The 16,481-nt window shown below is 54.8% G+C and carries 13 protein-coding genes; 7 read left to right on the top strand and 6 right to left on the bottom strand.

Annotation, left to right across the window (positions count from 1 at the left end):
• Positions 1-249: 249 nt before the first annotated feature.
• Positions 250-873 (top strand): lipocalin family protein, encoded by a 624-nt coding sequence (locus EDC27_RS09400; RefSeq protein ID WP_211334848.1) that lies wholly within the window; start codon positions 250-252, stop codon positions 871-873.
• A gap of 359 nt (positions 874-1,232) precedes the next feature.
• Here the strand turns inward: EDC27_RS09400 and EDC27_RS09395 are convergent, their stop codons facing one another.
• The 4 genes from EDC27_RS09395 to EDC27_RS09380 all read right to left on the bottom strand — a co-directional run bounded on the left by EDC27_RS09395 (position 1,233) and on the right by EDC27_RS09380 (position 6,617).
• Positions 1,233-1,679, bottom strand: a complete 447-nt coding sequence (locus EDC27_RS09395; RefSeq protein WP_123290357.1) for a hypothetical protein — start codon at positions 1,677-1,679, stop codon at positions 1,233-1,235.
• 379 nt (positions 1,680-2,058) lie between these two features.
• A complete protein-coding gene (locus tag EDC27_RS09390; RefSeq protein WP_123290356.1) occupies positions 2,059-4,095 on the bottom strand; it encodes a DUF6691 family protein in 2,037 nt (678 codons plus the stop codon).
• Positions 4,088-4,594 carry a YeeE/YedE thiosulfate transporter family protein gene (locus EDC27_RS09385; protein WP_123290355.1) on the bottom strand — a complete coding sequence of 169 codons (507 nt, stop codon included), beginning with the start codon at positions 4,592-4,594 and terminating at the stop codon, positions 4,088-4,090. The genes EDC27_RS09390 and EDC27_RS09385 overlap by 8 nt, the downstream gene beginning before the upstream one ends.
• 1 nt (position 4,595) lies before the next feature.
• Entirely contained in the window at positions 4,596-6,617 is a 2,022-nt protein-coding gene (locus EDC27_RS09380; protein WP_245994423.1) for an MBL fold metallo-hydrolase, read from the bottom strand.
• A 191-nt stretch (positions 6,618-6,808) separates the two neighbouring features.
• Between EDC27_RS09380 and EDC27_RS09375 the strand changes: the two genes are divergently transcribed.
• Together EDC27_RS09375 and EDC27_RS09365 are read left to right on the top strand one after the other, a co-directional pair.
• Positions 6,809-7,159: a Druantia anti-phage system protein DruA gene (locus EDC27_RS09375; protein WP_170161729.1), complete on the top strand. Its 351-nt coding sequence runs from the start codon at positions 6,809-6,811 to the stop codon at positions 7,157-7,159.
• Positions 7,160-8,485: 1,326 nt separating this feature from the next.
• Positions 8,486-9,298: a choice-of-anchor N protein gene (locus tag EDC27_RS09365; protein WP_123290352.1), complete on the top strand. Its 813-nt coding sequence runs from the start codon at positions 8,486-8,488 to the stop codon at positions 9,296-9,298.
• Between the two features lie 504 nt (positions 9,299-9,802).
• Here EDC27_RS09365 and corA read toward each other — a convergent pair.
• On the bottom strand, positions 9,803-10,888 hold the full coding sequence (gene corA, locus EDC27_RS09355) for a magnesium/cobalt transporter CorA (RefSeq protein WP_123290350.1): 1,086 nt from the start codon (positions 10,886-10,888) through the stop codon (positions 9,803-9,805).
• 699 nt (positions 10,889-11,587) lie between these two features.
• Here corA and EDC27_RS09350 point away from each other — a divergent pair.
• The 4 genes from EDC27_RS09350 to EDC27_RS09340 all read left to right on the top strand — a co-directional run bounded on the left by EDC27_RS09350 (position 11,588) and on the right by EDC27_RS09340 (position 14,872).
• Positions 11,588-11,884: an efflux RND transporter permease subunit gene (locus tag EDC27_RS09350; RefSeq protein ID WP_123290349.1), complete on the top strand. Its 297-nt coding sequence runs from the start codon at positions 11,588-11,590 to the stop codon at positions 11,882-11,884.
• 256 nt (positions 11,885-12,140) lie between these two features.
• Complete coding sequence (locus EDC27_RS09345) at positions 12,141-12,461, top strand: YnfA family protein (RefSeq protein ID WP_123290546.1); 321 nt, start codon at positions 12,141-12,143, stop codon at positions 12,459-12,461.
• 236 nt (positions 12,462-12,697) lie between these two features.
• A complete protein-coding gene (locus tag EDC27_RS16015; RefSeq protein WP_170161728.1) occupies positions 12,698-12,841 on the top strand; it encodes a hypothetical protein in 144 nt (47 codons plus the stop codon).
• A gap of 135 nt (positions 12,842-12,976) precedes the next feature.
• Positions 12,977-14,872 (top strand): heavy metal translocating P-type ATPase, encoded by a 1,896-nt coding sequence (locus EDC27_RS09340; RefSeq protein WP_123290348.1) that lies wholly within the window; start codon positions 12,977-12,979, stop codon positions 14,870-14,872.
• A gap of 658 nt (positions 14,873-15,530) precedes the next feature.
• On the opposite strand, the gene EDC27_RS09335 is transcribed toward EDC27_RS09340, so the two are convergent.
• Entirely contained in the window at positions 15,531-16,304 is a 774-nt protein-coding gene (locus EDC27_RS09335) for a class I SAM-dependent DNA methyltransferase (RefSeq protein WP_123290347.1), read from the bottom strand.
• Positions 16,305-16,481 lie beyond the last annotated feature (177 nt).

The raw sequence follows: 16,481 nt of genomic DNA, 5'->3' as shown, positions 1-16,481 counted from the left end.
TAAATGAGGTATTAAACAAGCCTAGTGGTTGGAGTTTGGTGTGCAGGCGATAGTCGTGACGAAGGGCTTCCCCTCAGCCGCTTCGGGACCCGGCCCATTCAAAGCATTGGCCGGGCAACTCTTAAGAAACAAATGAGCATCGAATGGGATCAACATTGGGATGCAGATCAGGTGCTGAGGCAGAGCTATGAGGGCAGTGCGTTCCCAGACGATATCCCAAAACGAGGAGATCGAGCTGGAGGTTGGCATATGAGTCAATCCGAGTTTCAATCCAATGGGAATGCCGGCGCCATGGTTTTCCTCCTGGCATTATGGATATCGCCGATCCTGCTCTTTGTGGGATGCGCGGGAACCACGCCGTCCGACCCGAACCACCAGCCCGTGCCCATGGTGGATCTGGAACGCTACCAAGGAAAATGGTACGAAATCGCTTCCCTGCCCGCCTGGTTTCAAAAGGGTTGTTTCTGCACCACGGCGGAATACATACTTGAAAAAAACTACGTGCGGGTCATTAACCGGTGCCGTAAAGGCACTCCAGATGGGAAATGGAATGAGGCTGTCGGCAAAGCTCGGCCTGTGGAAGGCAGCAACAATGCACGGCTCAAGGTCAGATTTTTCTGGCCGTTCGACGGCGATTACTGGGTGATTGCTCTAGATCCGCATTATCAGTGGGCCGTGGTCGGGCATCCTAAAAAGCAATATTTATGGATACTCAGCCGCACGCCGAGGATGGACACAGACCTTCTGCAAGATCTTGTGGCCCGCGCCCGGTCCATGGGCTATCCCGTGGATCATTTGAAAAGGACCGACCAGTCGTGCAATGAGGATTTCGGGTTTGGTTTGAAATTTCCTATTGTTTTTTGTATTGATTGATGCATGAAAAACAAGGGCAGCAAACATTATGAAGTGTTCGATCAAATTGACGGCTTGTCGTCGAAGCTCTTCGTTATCCGACCTTCCAGCGAGGCCCATGGCATACTTATTCAGTTAACGTGAACGTGCGGTCATAACCAATGCACGTTCTGCGTTAACTCATCACGGGGCCGCCCACCTCAGGCAGGCTGAACAGATCCATTCCTCCAGGTCTGGTTGCTGTTCTTTGAAATAGCTGTACATGGCGTCCACGATAACATGCATGGACGATCTGCCGTGCAGGCGACAAGTCTGCCGAAGGAAGACGATCCGTGTACGCCTGCAAAAAGAAGGTCACCACCACAGCAGTCACCACAATGTCAATCAACGTAGATCAACGGACGCTTGAACTGAGCGCGAGGATTTTCAGGCCGGCTGATCTTTTCCACTTCCGCCAGCTTGTTGGGACCGACTTCGATGAGTCGCCTTCCGCAGCCTGCGTCAAGCCCTGTTCCGAGGTCTGCAGTTGCGCCAATGCCTGTTTCCCGTCCAGGGCACATGATACGCGGCCCAAGACAGGGTGAATTCACCTTGTTCGGCCCGTTGGATCCGTTTTTCAACCCCTGAATCGAGGTGTTGAGGGAATGGACGTTGATTTCGCTGTCATCGAACAGACCGATGCCCCTTTTTCCGACATCGGGCAGTTTTTTGAATGATGCGGTCGTGTGTCTCCTCTTCTTTGGACAAACCGGCCCAGAAATCCTTGTACTCCGAGAATTGACTGGAAAAAAAGCATAGGGCCGTAAAATCAGCCTTTCCTGAAACATCCATCTGCAATGAGTTCTTCCTGCCTGCAGTCCAAAGCCATCGAATTCTCTCGTCCCCTGGGGTATGCATGTCAGAGAGCATTGTTTTTGAGAAAGCCACCGAGGTAAAGATCTTCCTTTGTGGTGTGATTGGCCAGCCGGTCAACAATAAAAGTGGTGATCCGGAAAAGCAAACAGACCCGGTTTCCGCAGGCTTCCAGGGTCTCCTTTTTGAGCCTGGCGACATCGAAGACGAAATTCGAAAGGTTCCTTATGATGGTCACGGGCGTGATCACCCTCCGCGACGTGATCCCGTTACCGCGCACGCCGCGCAACCTGGCCTTTTAATGCAATTGGGGGCCATATGGCCCCCGCCTGGTTTTGCTTCAGGTCACCGTGATCAGCCCTTTGATTCCGACGCGCCGGTGGCCACGGGGAGTTCGGGCCGCGCGGCCCATTCCGTCCATGAAGCGTCGTACCAGCGGACGTTGGTGTATCCTAACAATCTCTTGAGCACGAACCAGGTCTGGCTGGCCTGATGTCCGGTGCGGCAATGGACGATAACCGGCGTATTCTTGTCGGGAATCAGAGCTTCATAAGCTTTGGCCAGATCAGGCAACGGTTTGAAAAACACCTCCTCACCGTTTTTGACCAAGTCCTCGGTAAATGGCCGGTTCACCGCGCCGGGGATATGCCCGGCGCGGGCTTCGTCGGATTTCGCGCCCGTGTAATAATCCACCGGCCGCACGTCGAGAATCACGGTCCGGCCTTTGTTAAGCTCGGCCAGGATGGTTTGATATTCCACAGTAAATGTATCCGCGTCCGGGTCCACAGGATATTCGGACGGCGTTACCGTCGGAAGTGCCTGATCCCAGGGTCTGCCGTCGCTGTGCCATTTGGCCACGGATGTTTCCATAAGGGCATACCGGGTATGGCCCATACGCTCCAGGGCCATCCCCACCAGCGTGGCGTCTCGAGGCTTGCCGTCCGTGGCCAGCACCACCACGTCATCGGGCTGGAGTCCCATTAGGGAAAATTTCGCCGCCAGTATCTGGACGGGCATGAGTCGGGACGGAACCCCGCCGACCACGCCGCGAAGGCTTTCCAAATCCAGACGCATGGACCCGGGGATATGGCCCCGGTTGTATTCCTCCTGGCCACGCAGGTCAATCACCACCAATCCGGGTCGGCCAAGGTTTTGCTGAACCCAGTCCGCCGACACGATTCCGGGAAGGTTGGTTTCCGGGCTTTCTACCGGTTCAGGAACTGAAGCCGCTACAACGGATGGCCCAAATTGGAAATAATTTCGCCACGCATTGATCTGGGCCACCTTCGCCGCATCCAATGGTTCGGTCCGCAGGGATGCGGGTTTGAGGCACCGCTCCATGAAACCGGTCAGCCCCTCGGACAAAATATACACATTTCGAAAGCCCTGCCGATACAGGGAATCACGAGCCTGGGCCGGGTGGGTCATGCCGTTGGAATACAGCACGATCAGCCCTCGGTTCCGGTACGGAGCCAGTTGGTCGGCCAGTTCGGCCATGCCGATATTCACGGCACCTCGAATGTGGAACGCCTGGTACTCCACCGCAGGACGCACGTCCACCACCAGCAAACCCCTTTCGTTGCCCATGATTCGGTTGGCAAGCTCTTCGGGTTCGATGTGATCGGCGGCCGCTTCGATGGAGGCCATCAGCGCTTTTTCGAATTCGGTCGATACGGCGACCGGCTGTGAGGAATCCGCGGATGTGGCCGAGGAGGGCGGTGTGGAGGGTGTAATGAACAGGCCCACGGCCAGAATGATCAGGGCTGTGCAGAACGAACGGAAAAACCTGGTGTTTTTCAGCACGCCCGGCCTGTGGCCCTTTTCTTCAACTGTTTCGGCCACCCAAAAAGCCATGACCGCCAGAATGCTCAGGACCAAGACGGCCGCGGCCAGGCTGATACCGGCGGATTCGTATATCAGGCGTACTCCGGCGGATCCCCAGTTGTAAAGGAATTCCACGGATGGGTAGAGTTCGTTAAATACGATGCTGCCGAGTATCGCTCCGACAAAGAACACAACGGCGTCCAGCTTGCCGGAGGCCGCACCCACCAGCGACGTTCCGGGGCACCAGCCGCTCAAGGCGAATCCCACGCCGAATATCAGCCCGCCCACGATCTGGGCTCCATACACGGTGGGCATCACATACAGGTTTTCCGGGCCGACCAGGCCCAGAAAGGATGCGTAGGCCAGGCCGATAGCTGCGGTGACCAGAGCCGTGAACATTACTTTGATCACGGCCATATCCGTCAAATAAAACACGCCGGCTATTCGGCGGGAACTGCCGAACCCCGCCCGTTCCAAAACCAGCCCAAAGAGCAGTCCCACGATGAAAGCAGCCAGAAATCCGGGGCCGCTGTGAAGCAAATCCGTCGAAAACAGTGTTTCAATCATGCCACTGCCTCCTTACCAGCCAGGCCGTAAAATAACCGCTCGAAAAGAGGCTGATCAAAAACAGCCAGCTTCCATTGAGGAACAAGGCTCCGCCGGTCATACCCTGTCCAGAAGTGCAGCCTCGAGCCAGGCGGCTGGCAAACCCCACCAACAATCCGCCGACCAGGGCCAGCAGCAGGCGTTTGTTACGAGAAAAGGCTTCGCCCTTTTCCACGGTCCAACCCATCCGCCCGGCCGCCATGGCGGAAAAAAGACCGCCCAGAAACGTGCCGACCATCATGAAGACCAGATAGTAATGAAGCGGCTTGTCGCCCCACGACCCGAAATAGGCGCTGTGGCGCGTATGTTCCGGAGCCACCCATGAGGATATGGCCGCGCCAAGGCGAGCGACTCCGCCCGACGCCCCCAGACCGGTTCCCAGCACTAAGTACGACGCCAGAAGGACCAATCCCAGGAGCACTCCAGCCAGGTAGGGATTCATATATTTGGGTTCGTTCATGTCAGCACCCCGCCGGTTTCTTTTTGGGCTTCTGAGGCGCGGGAGCCGGCGCTGACGGCGCCGGTTCCGGAGCGGGAGCGGCCTTGGGCGCCGGTACGCTCATTGAACCGCCCGGCGACATGCGCATGGTCACGGCGGGCCTGAGTTCCATGTCCCGCCAATAGGCTTCCAACCCGCCATAAAGCACCTTGATGGGCCGCTTGGTTTTTTGCGCAAGAACGCCTCCCACGGCCATAGCCAGAGAGCCGTCCCGGTCCACGAGAATCAAAGGGCCCGATCCAACCAAGTACGCCGGGTTGAACATCACGTCGGCGATATCGGCGTTTACCGACCCGGGCAGGCTGTAATCGGCAAAGGCCGACGCCGGCCGAATATCGACCAAATCAAAGGTTCCGGGCAGATCGACCATCAGGCGTTGGAGCGCTTCCGGCGACATGCGCTCCGGCAGCGGCACGTGCCGCTTGGGCACGGCCGAGGTTGATGCAGCTTTTGCTGCCGAACCATACGTCGGCAAACCGGCATCGATCCAGGCCTGGCTGCCGCCGTCCAGGCTGGCCACTTTGGTGAAGCCTTGCCGTTCCAGCACGCCCACGGCCATGCTGGACCGATACGCGGAATTACACACCACCACGACTTCCTGATCCTTAGCCAGCTTGGAGGATTCCTGAGCCAGATTGTTCAAAGGCAGATTCAATACGGTGCCGATGCGAAGCCCCATCCATTCCGAGGGCAGACGCACGTCCACCACCATCGGCGCGGACCCGCTTTGCATGCGGGCATACAAATCCCTGGGCTTGATCAGAGCGTTGACGTTTGTTTTAAGACCGGCCGTTTTCCACACATTCCACTCCAGGGTCTTGGGGGAATACCCCACGCGAGTCAGCCGCTTTACGGCCTCCTTGAGTTCTTGTTCCGAACCCACCAGCACCAAGTTCGCATCCCAAGGCACCATGATCCCCACCCAGGTTTCAAAACGGCCACGAAGCCCAATGTTCACCGAGTTAGGAACGTGAGCGGCCGCGTAGTCTTTCGCGTCCCGAACGTCCACCACGTAATAGGTGTCCGGCTGGGTCAGGGCCATGGATACCGAATCGAGTGCGGGCAAAGGAGCATCCCAGGCCACGGGATCGGGTCCCTTTTTGTTCATGGCCGCGTTGTGTTTGAAATACTGCGGCGCCTCAGGTAGGCCTTCCAGAATGGCGGCGATAAATTCGCCTCGGGATTTGTGCTGCAAATACACGTTGGACCTTCGTTCCGCACCGATGGTGGAAGTGGGTTCGTCGCTCAAATGCGCCCCGCACAGCGATCCCGCGCCGTGAGCCGGGAACACCACCACCTCGTCGGGCAGTTTGGACAGCTTTTGGGTCCAGGTATCGAACATCATGGAAGCCAAAGTCGCCGCGGCCATCTGGCCGCCCATGAGGTCCGGCCGGCCTACACTGCCCACGAAGAGCGCGTCCCCAGTAAGAATGGCCAATGGTGTGTTGGGGTTTTGTTTGGAATAGATCACGCCGCTGGTGCTTTCCGGAGTATGGCCGGGCGTTTCCAGGATGTGTATTTCGGCGTCGCCCACAGTGATAACCGAGCCTTCACGCAACGGCTCATGAGGAAAGCTTGCACCGCTATGGCTGCCAATATAGATCGGGCAGCCGATCATTTTGGCCACTTCGATGTGCCCGGCCACAAAGTCGGCGTTGTTGTGGGTCAGAAACACGCCCATGATTTTCAAATTGTTTTTTTGAGCGTAATCCAGATACGCAAACACGTCCCGCACAGGGTCCACCAAAAGGGCCTGGCCGTCGCTGACCACCATATACGAATAATGAGACAGCACGGCCAGATGGAACTGGACGACCTCCAAGCCGGGAAATTTATACGCATCCACGACTTGATATTCCGATGCCTCGAAGCCATGGGAAGCGGATTCCGCGTCCTTGATCCCGCCTTCGGCAGCACCGGCGTTCACGGGGACCGACACAAGCGACATGAATAAAAAAAATAAAACCATCGCGCGAATCTTCATTCCAGAACCTCCTTGAAAAGGTATATCATTAAACTTAGAGCTGTAAAATACGTCTTTAATAGATATATGCGGCTCTTCTGAACCTTTTTCCAGGTGCGAGGGATCACAGGGATTCAATTGTTCGCCGGCGTCGTAAGCCGGCACTTTTCACGGCCTTGCCATCATTATGTGAAAAGCAGTCTAACCAACCCGTGGCCGTTGTGTCAATTCCAGCGATCTGGCCCAAATCCGTCAGGTCATCTTCGATCATTGGGATCAGGGCCGGCCGGTTCTCCGCCTTCGGAGCTTTGACAATCGAGATCGTCCGGCGCAGACCGGACAAAGGGTTGTGGGACTTTCCGATCGACCGCCATCTTGATCTGATCCCACCCTGGATCGTCGGTTCCTATCACAAAAACCTGGCCTATCTTGACGATTCGTTGGCGGCCTCCCTGGGCTGGGGCTACGCCGCCTGGAAAGTGGCGGCCCGCGACCAGGTGATCGGCTGGACTCACGAACAGCGAGAGCGGTGCTTCTTTGACCGATCACGAGGGATTTCCTGAAGGAGCTTCACGGCTGACCAGGGACTCAGCACTTCGGATTTTCAACTCAGCGATGCTGACCTGGAGATGCTGCCACCGTCGGCGCTGCGCCGGATTATCAGGTAACTGCCGGCCCATTCGGCCCGGCGCGATCCTTGGAGTGAATGATCCTCCAACAACTCTCCAGGTCCTCGGCGACTTTTTCACAACGGACCTGATGGCCCCGAGCCTCAAGCTCCGTTTTCACCGCCAAGACCAGCTCTCTTCCTCGCTGAAAATAGCTTCGGCCTTTCTAAAACATCGATCTGCAGACCCTGTTCACCGATCTTTTCACGGTGCCGCCTCAGCTCCTGCTGGTGGACCGTTTCCACAGATTTCGAGTATACCTTGAGCGCCTGGGTTCCGAAGGTCATATACCTATGGATCTATTGCTGGATCTCGCCCCGTTTGACATTGTGCTGGCGCGGCACATCCACGATGGTTGGCATTGAGAATCCCCAGCACGAGCTCCCTTTTAGGATTGCCTGCCTACCTTTGCCGTCGAGCTGGTTTAAACGCTCTTTCCCCACCCAAACAGCCCCTTTTGTGGACCGAATCTGCTGCCTCTTGCTGGTCTAGTCCAGTTCGGGGTCAGTAACACGAGCTTGAAGACCCTAACGGCCCTGCTGACGCGAATCCCGCAGGGGGCGCGAGGCAAAAGGAAAATCCTAGTCCATCTGCCGGCTTGTCATTCCCGCATGCTTTTGGCGGCAGTGCAATCCTGCACTGTGTTCGCCGGATTCCCGCCTCCGCGGGAATGACGATCCAGGAATAGGCTTTGATGATTCCTCATTGCCCGACACCTCATGGAAAGCACCGCCCAAATCTGCTAGAAGGCCATTTTAATCATTGCCGAGCTAGTCCCGGAGCAGCCCACGGCGATCACAATGAAGCCCCACACCAACACCCGTGAAAGACAGCCATAGGATCTTTCCCGTTTTCTGAGAATTTTTTCTTTTTTATTTGCTTTCGAACTGCTCCTCCAGACCCGGGCGGGCCCGCCGGCCAAGTTTGCAAGGCATTACCGCCCAAGTGATGACGCTTGCACACTCGAGCGGAAAATCATTGCACACTTTCTGCCAGGGCATGATCCCAGAGCCTCGTCACGGAGACCATAACCTTTCAAATTATCATCATAATTCCGATCGACTTTGGAATTACGAAAAGATGGCATGCATCTTTCTAAGATAGAAAAATATCCGCCTGTTGTTGCCGATGATTTGTCTGGATATCGGGTCGGCTTAGGTAGAGGTAAATCATCAAAAGGGCGGCGAGATTGAGATTATCCCTTTATCAAGAGGAGTCGTTATGCGCGGAAGGATCCTTTTCGTTATAATTGCTATATGGGGGTGTTGGGTAGCGCCGGCCCTGGCGGTACCGACCCTGCAGGTGGGCGTGTCGGACGGGAACGGCGGATATGTGGACTACACGACCATGGGCCCAGACGAGGAGACCGCCTTCACCACGGGAACATCGATTGTGGTGGGCGGGGTCCTGGCGAACAATGAAAATAAGGACTCGTCGCTGTGGCTTGGTGGGAAATACGAAAAAGGACCTGATTGGACAGATATAAATGAACAACTTCCTAATGCTTTTGACTCGCATGGAGCGATCCTGATAGCTTCGGTGCCGGATTCCTCCTACAACTTAGAATTAATTAAAGAAAATTTCACGATCTACATTTACATTGATAACAGCACAAAATCTACCACCGCCTTCCACTACTCAGAGAACAGTTATTTCCCCAACGTTCATTACCCGGTTAAGGACGACGTCGCCGATTTTCTCTATTTTGACATCGGCAATTTCTCGGCGAAGGAGCCAGTCCCCGATTTCACCAAACCCGAGGAGGGGAACGCCTTGGGCGAGATCAAGCACATCACCTTCACCTTCGGAACCCTCAAGTTCGCTTGGGTCCACTTCGACGTGATGGCCATTCAAACCGACGAAAGGGGGAACTCCCAAATCGTCTCCACAATCGCCTCCACACTTATGAACAATCCCGGCTCCCACGACGTGACCTACCACGTTCCCGAACCGGGAACGCTGCTGCTCTTGGGTTCCGGTCTGATCGGTTCCGGCCTCGCCGGCCGGGTGCTGGGGCGCCGGCGTAAGGTCTGATTTGAACTACCTTTTCTTCACGAGGAAAGCCGCAGCGGGGTCTCCATCGTGACCCCTTAATTTAGTTCAACTTGCCGGAAGCAGTGCCGGCGCTTTCGAGCCAACGTTCGAGTTCAAACCCAACGGCCGACTTTTGGCTCTCCTGTCGGTGCCGGGGCCCGGGTTCACCCCCTGAATCTGGGTGCAGCCCTTATGGCGGGCGGCGAGGTTCATGACACCGTCCGAATAATCACCGCTATCGACGCTGAACTGGAGGCGACTTTTCCCCCAACTCGCGTTTTGGCCCTGACCCTCAAGCTCCGTTTTCACTCCCAAGACGAGCTCTCTTCCTCCCTAAGAAGAGCTTCGGCTTTTTTTGAACATCTTTCGATGATCTGCCGAGGATTGAAAAAGACCCGAGCCGTCGGCGGCATTCATGGCGTTGTGCCTTAGGCAGATGTGTTGCCCTACTTGGCTGGTGACCTATTGAGGGATTTCCATATCATGCTGCTATTAAATAGCGCGTTAAATCCAGCCGCGCCGCTTAAAAAATCTCAGCATAAGCAAGGCGACGATCAGCATGAGCCCCAGCATGGCAAAATAGCCGTACTTGAAATGCAGCTCGGGAATATTATCGAAATTGGTGCCGTACACCCCGGCAATAAAGGTCAACGGTATGAATATGGTTGAAAAAATAGTCAGGACCTTCATAATCTCATTCATGCGGTTGCTGATACCCGATAGATAGGTGTCATGCATGCCGCCTACAAGATCTCGAAACGTCTCAGTTATATCGATAACCTGAATAGTGTGGTCATAAAGATCCCGAAGGAACAGTCTGGTTTCCGGGTGGATAAGATGCGATGCGCTTTTTTCGAGAGATCCGATTTCTTCGCGCAGGGGCCATACCGCCTTACGCAAGATCAAAATATTTTTTTTGAGCCGGTGAATTTCCTGAATATCTTCCTGCTTGGGTTCGGCGACGATCCGGTCATCAACCTCCTCAATCCAGTCGCCCATCCGTTCCACGGCCACAAAATAATGATCAACCACCGCATCCATCAAGGCATAGGCGAGGTAATCTGATTTCAGTTTTCGAATTCGGCCTTTTGACGAGCGAAGGCGTTGGCGCACCGGTTCGAACACGTCGCCCTCCTCTTCCTGAAACGATATGACGAAGTTGTCGCCGAGGATCAGGCTGACATGCTCCATTTCGAGATTATTCGTCTCATCATTGTAGGTGCTCATCTTGAGGACGATGAATAAATAGTCAGGGAACTCTTCCATTTTGGGACGCTGGTTTGTGTTCACAATATCCTCTATCGTTAAGGGGTGAAGATTGAAGATACTTCCTATGCCTTCTATGATTCCCGGATCGTGAATACCGATGACGTTGATCCAGGTAACGGTTTGGCCTTTTGCCAGCCGCTCGCATTCCTTTAGATCGGCATCCCGGCATTCTTTTATGCTGTTTTCATTGTAATCGATAATATCAATTCGGATTTTCTCCACTCTTTTTTCGCCAATGAAAACCGGAGATCCAGGAGGAAGCGTCGTTTTGACACTTTGAGACGGTCTGTTTCTTCTCTTTAAGCCGATTGATTTTCTCATTATGAAAGGCTCCTTTCATCTCACATAGTGCTAACATTAGGAAGCGTTCCTGAAACTTCTGGGTTCGCGATATCTTTCCAATCTGTCGCCCCGGGCCAAAATATCCATGCTGGTTTTCGAAGGATTCCTTTCTATCATATCGTCTATTCCAAAACCGAAACAACCTGGCTGTCTTGCGCAAAAGGCTTGCATGCTTGACCTGCAACGGTTCCTCGGCGAATCCTTGGCAAATGTGGTCGCAAGGCCATCATAGGTGACCAGGCACCGAGGTGCTGTGAGTTCATAACCAGGGGGCGAATCATGATCCCCAACCGGGTTGGCGTCCGCATACTTCAGTGGATGACCATGGAGGGGGAGCGACTCTGCCCCATCAGGGGCCTGTTGGACGAAGAGGCCTTCGATCTGGGTCGTTTTGGACAAAGGAAGCCACACTCAAATGGTGCCTTTGAAAGCCGATAAGTGGCAGACTTATGCATTCGATGCCGCTTCAAACCCTGGCGAAAGAGAACGGCTTCTCCATGGCCTGCCTTTTTTCAACAAACTTATGATCGCCTAACTCTCCATTGATGGCCGACTCGCCTTTCGGGCCTAAAGGCCGGGATCACCGGCGGCGTTGACCGTCCGGTGGATGTCTTGATGCGATCATAATTTATTCTAGAGGCCATTTTTCTTTAAAAAAGCGTGAACGTGCATATCCTTATGTCTTTGAGCAACATGGCACCGATTTGTTTTTCAAAGTGCAGAGCACGCCTTTTCGGCAGGCCGATTAGGGTCCGGCCCATTCTGATGACCCAGCTCACGACGGTCCTAGTGCTGATTCCCGTGGCGGTCAACCTGGGTGAAGGCGACGACATGCTCAGGCCCATGGCCATCGCCGAGATTGGCAGGCTGTTTTACTCCCTGACGCTGACCTGCTTTTTTCTGACGACAGCCTATGGGTTGAGCTTCGGCGGCGGAACCTGTCCATCCCCACGGCCCAGATCCTCGGCGGATTGATTTTTCTTGTTCACCGGCGATGACAAGCTGCTTCCTTTCCGTGGGTTTTCGCCCGAGTGATGGCCAGCGACCAGGTGCTGCCGGACAATCTGGTCCATATCATGGCGATCCTGTCGCCCTTATTTTTTTATTGGCTCGAGGCCTTTCAGGTCATAAAAACTTCTCCGGCAGCGTCGCCGCAGTTTGCCTCGACCGGACCGTGCGGCTTCTGTCGTTCACAGAGAAAAGGGAAAGCCCATGAGGAGAATGAAATTTGATCAAAAGCTATGTGTTCTATGTTCTGGCAGCTTTCGCTGAAATCGGCGGCTGCTTTTCGTTCTGGGCCTGGCTTAGACTGCATAAGCCGGCATGGGTGATTTTACCAGGCCTCTTGTCTTTGACCGCCTTCGCCTACTTTTTGACCAAGGTGGAGTCTGATTTCGCCGGACGTGCCTATGCGGCGTATGGAAGCATCTACATTGCCGCTTCACTTGTCTGGCTGTGGCTTGTTGAAAACAAGTTGCCCGATAGATGGGATTCCATAGGGGTGGGAATCTGCCTTTTGGGAGGACTTGTGATCCTCTTCGGCCCCAGGTAACCCCGGTGAGAAAACAAGGGGCAGGACACCACCTAGGAAATTGACATCAGCCGGCAAAGACTTCAGATGTCTGCGCAAGCAAAACCTTTCGGCGATCGCCGGTGGAGTGTCCGTAGAGCGCATTCGGGCTTAGAATCCGTAAGCAACAGATAAGAAAGGGGGCTGAAATCGCAATCGATGGCCGCATTAAAGCGCATCTCATTTATCCCACCGTGATCAAGAAGACGACGGATGAGATGATCGGCGGGCGTGAACAAGTCTTCGACCCGATTGCTTTCACATCCAGCTTTGAAAGCAGAGAAGAGGCCAAGCGCGACCTGCAGGCCCGTGAAATCCACATCACCATGCCGAGGAAGGACACCACATGGGGATTCAGCTGACAACGGCACTCACCATTCGGCAGATAGCCACCGACCATCCCCTGGACAGGGTGGCTGTCGTGCTCCACGTCACTCATTGGACACTATCGCTTTGGGCTGAACTGTTTGGATGGGACCACAGGAGGACATGAACACATGGAGGCAGGCCAAGAAAAAGCCATTTTTGAGGGTGCATGGTATGCCTATCCGCCTGTGCGCAACGCCTTGTTAGCCGGGCTGCTTACCGGTTTTTCCTTTGCCCTCGCCCATGGGGGCTGGCTACCTCGGTCGGCTGAAATCGCCGCGTACCTGGTGGCCATGATTCTTGGCGGCTACCACTGGTCACGGGAAGGCTTTGAGGAACTCTTCCAAGAAAGAGTCATTGGCATTGAAATCCTTATGATGGCCGCTGCCGTCGGCTCAGCTATTTTAGGTATGTGGGATGAGGCGGCCTTCTTGGTCTTCCTTTATGGCACCGCGGAAGGTCTGGAAGAACTCACTTACGCCCGGACCCGTGCGGCCATACGGAAACTCTTTGATTTGGCCCCCCACACCGCCCAGGTTCTGAGGGACGGTCAAGAAGCCACTGTTCCCGCCCAGGACCTGAAGGTGGGCGACCTATTTCTGGTGCGACCAGGCGAGAACATCGCCACTGACGGCATCATTGTGGAAGGCCGCTCCAGCGTCAACGAAGCACCGGTCACGGGGGAATCCATGCCCGTGGCAAAAAAAGAGGGCATGCGGGTTTTTGCAGGAACGTTCAACCAGGAAGGCACGCTCACAGTTCAGGTAACAGCCACCTTTGAAGATAACACCCTCGCCAAGATGATTCACTTGGTCGAGGAAGCGCAAGAGCAAAAGGGAAAGGCGCAGCTTTTTATTGAAAAGTTCGGCAGGATGTATGCGCCTTTTGTGCTGGCCGGCGCGGTGCTCTTGGTAGTTCTTCCGGGCACGCTCGGGCTGCCCCTTAGGGACTGGATGACGAAGGCGGTTGTATTCCTGGTGGCTGCCGCGCCGTGCGCCCTTGTCATGTCCACGCCGGTGGCCATTGCCGCAGGGATCAGCAAAGCTGGTCGCAGCGGCGTGCTCATCAAAGGAGGCGTGCATTTGGAGAACTTGGGGAAAATCAAGGTAGTCGCCTTTGATAAAACGGGTACTCTCACCAGAGGGGAACCCACGGTGACGGATGTTGTGCCCATCCGTGGGGATGCCGCGAGGGTTCTGAGCCTGGCGTACAGCGTGGAAAGGTTTTCTGAACACCCCTTGGCCAAAGCCATTGTCAAAAAGGCCGAAGAGATGGAAGTGCGCCCGGTTGATGTGACGGACTTCAGTTCCCTGGTGGGCTATGGAGCACGAGCGACGGTGGCAGGCCGCACGGTGTATGTGGGCAAGGAGACCTTGTTGGCAAAACTCTCACAGCAAGCGCCGGTGGCGGCCGCCATTGAGGCCCTCAAAAAGGAGGGCAAGACGGTGATCCTTGTGGGTACGGAAGATGCCCTCGAAGGCCTGGTTGCCATCAGGGATGAGCCTCGGCCCGAGGCAAAATCGGCCATTGAGGCGCTTCATCGTCAAGGGTTCAAAGTGGTTATGTTGACCGGCGATACCCAGCTCTCTGCCCGTGCCCTTGCCAAGGAACTGGGCATTGACGAGGTGCGAGCCGACCTCAAGCCGGAAGATAAGGTCTTGGCCGTAAAGGAGCTGGAAAAAACCGACGGGGCAGTGGCCATGGTAGGCGATGGCATCAACGATGCCCCCGCTTTGGCGCAGGCCACGGTGGGGGTTGCCATGGGAACGGCAGGAAGCGATACGGCTATACACGCTGCCGATGTGGCACTCATGGCCGACGATCTCGAGAAGCTCGCCTACGCCACCCAGCTGGGAAGAACCGCTCGGAAGATCGCTCGGCAAAATATCGCTTTTTCCCTTGCGATCTTAGCTGTGCTTATCCCGGCGGCGCTTGCAGGGACCATGAGCGTGGCCCTTGCCGTGTTTGTCCATGAAAGCTCCGAATTGGCGGCGGTGGCAAACGGCCTGCGCGTGGCAAGATCGTAGCGGCGGCAGGAGCGTCGGCCCCGCCGGTGGGGGCGGCCTGTTCGAGCGTGGATTCGGTCAAAAGCGCCAAGGTTCGTCCCGTGGAAGCAATGAATGCATCCCCCAGGCGAAGTGATAACGTTCCAATGCCCATGGCCATGGATTGTTCACAACATCTTCACGTGTGTGAAGCGAGAAGACATCGTTACGGATCGTGTGTTGGTCACAGTTGCGTTGCCATACAGAAACGCCGGGGGTGTTTCGAATGTGGTTCATGTGCCGCACGGAAAACATTTAGAATTGATGCACCATTTCCGGCTACCCGTGTCATTTTTTTGGGTAGGGGCGGGTTCCTAACCCGCCCCTCATCGAGGCCCCGAAATCCCACGGTCACCTTGGCCTGGCGCCAACCCGTGTGGTAGGTCTACCGACCGTAGATGGACGTATCGGCGCGGCGCCACGCGAACCAGGAACACCGCTGCCGGTGGTGTTTGCGTGGAAGCACGCCAGCGACGGCACGAACATGTCTCCGGAATCGCAGCAAAGGCCGTCGACGCGTCCTGGGCTCGGGCGCCTCGGCTAACAGCACAGGGTAAACCACGCCCCAATAATGGCAATCTTTGGGGCCGCGTTCATGCAATTGTTAGGCATCACCTTGTATGCTGATGAAGAAGAACCCTTATGTGGCAGATTCAAAGTCATGCATGACCTTTGGTGAAATATGAGACATCTTCTTCCCAACGAGTGCGTAATAAAACAGGGGACGTCCATCGATAGAAATGCGATGCCTATACCTCTCCAAATGATGAACCTCCAGTGTGTCACTCATCAGAAGGTATTTCGTGAGGCGCGAGAAACCAGTCTCGTCGCTTTCCTGTAAAAACGTCTCCTTGATGTTAAAGGCGATCCAGCCACCAACTTCCACGAAATTGAACGCTGTCATGAACGCGCTGACGGGAATATCTCCAAAACCAAGTGCCGCCACACAGGTTAAACAGTCAATTTGCCAATCCTTCAATTCCTCCTCTATGCTGGCATCCAGGTTAGACATATCAGCGACATAATACGCATCATACACTCCGGGGCGATCACGTTCGCAGGCGAGATACGCCTCCTCAATAATATCAACCCCAATGACGCGCGCCACTTGAAGGAGTTCGCCGACCATTCCATTTCCGGCTCCAAGGTCAAGCACTCGCAACTCGGCCATTTCCACGCCATTCTCTTTCAGGACTTTGCTCAATATCTCAACAACTTTTTGCGGCGATCGGCAGCGGAGGCGTTGATAAAAAAGTTGCTCATACAAGCCAGGGCGTTTGTAAAGCTCGGCATAATCATGAAATCGTAATGTGATTTCTTGATCATTTTCATAGAGATAAAAAAATGACTGATCTTGTTCCAACTGATGAGGTTTTGTCGGTGGAAACTTAATTTGGTATCTTTGACGCTTCATTTAAACCTCCATTTAATGATGCCTAACAATGTGCATAGGGTCTTTTGTTAAAAGTCCCATATCACAATGGTTCTTCGCTAGCCCGTGGCCCTTCGTGCGCATATTCCCCGTCTGTAAATAGACATGCTGTTTTCTGGCAGGGGTGCGGCGAAAGGCAACCCTTTAAATAGATAACGC

This window comes from Desulfosoma caldarium (genome assembly GCF_003751385.1).
GTDB classification, from domain to species: domain Bacteria; phylum Desulfobacterota; class Syntrophobacteria; order Syntrophobacterales; family DSM-9756; genus Desulfosoma; species Desulfosoma caldarium.
The sequence above is the reverse complement of the archived record's forward strand: the minus strand, read 5'-3'. Positions and strand labels throughout refer to the sequence as shown.

Excerpts from the sequence above, each read along its gene's own strand:
- EDC27_RS09335 (WP_123290347.1), bottom strand. The coding sequence starts at position 16,304 with ATGAAGCGTCAAAGATACCAAATTAAGTTTCCACCGACAAAACCTCAT.
- EDC27_RS09390 (WP_123290356.1), bottom strand. The coding sequence starts at position 4,095 with ATGATTGAAACACTGTTTTCGACGGATTTGCTTCACAGCGGCCCCGGA.
- EDC27_RS09385 (WP_123290355.1), bottom strand. The coding sequence starts at position 4,594 with ATGAACGAACCCAAATATATGAATCCCTACCTGGCTGGAGTGCTCCTG.
- corA (WP_123290350.1), bottom strand. The coding sequence starts at position 10,888 with ATGAGAAAATCAATCGGCTTAAAGAGAAGAAACAGACCGTCTCAAAGT.
- EDC27_RS09380 (WP_245994423.1), bottom strand. The coding sequence starts at position 6,617 with ATGAAGATTCGCGCGATGGTTTTATTTTTTTTATTCATGTCGCTTGTG.
- EDC27_RS09340 (WP_123290348.1), top strand. The coding sequence starts at position 12,977 with ATGGAGGCAGGCCAAGAAAAAGCCATTTTTGAGGGTGCATGGTATGCC.
- EDC27_RS16015 (WP_170161728.1), top strand. The coding sequence starts at position 12,698 with ATGATCGGCGGGCGTGAACAAGTCTTCGACCCGATTGCTTTCACATCC.
- EDC27_RS09350 (WP_123290349.1), top strand. The coding sequence starts at position 11,588 with ATGTCTTTGAGCAACATGGCACCGATTTGTTTTTCAAAGTGCAGAGCA.
- EDC27_RS09400 (WP_211334848.1), top strand. The coding sequence starts at position 250 with ATGAGTCAATCCGAGTTTCAATCCAATGGGAATGCCGGCGCCATGGTT.
- EDC27_RS09395 (WP_123290357.1), bottom strand. The coding sequence starts at position 1,679 with ATGTTTCAGGAAAGGCTGATTTTACGGCCCTATGCTTTTTTTCCAGTC.
- EDC27_RS09365 (WP_123290352.1), top strand. The coding sequence starts at position 8,486 with ATGCGCGGAAGGATCCTTTTCGTTATAATTGCTATATGGGGGTGTTGG.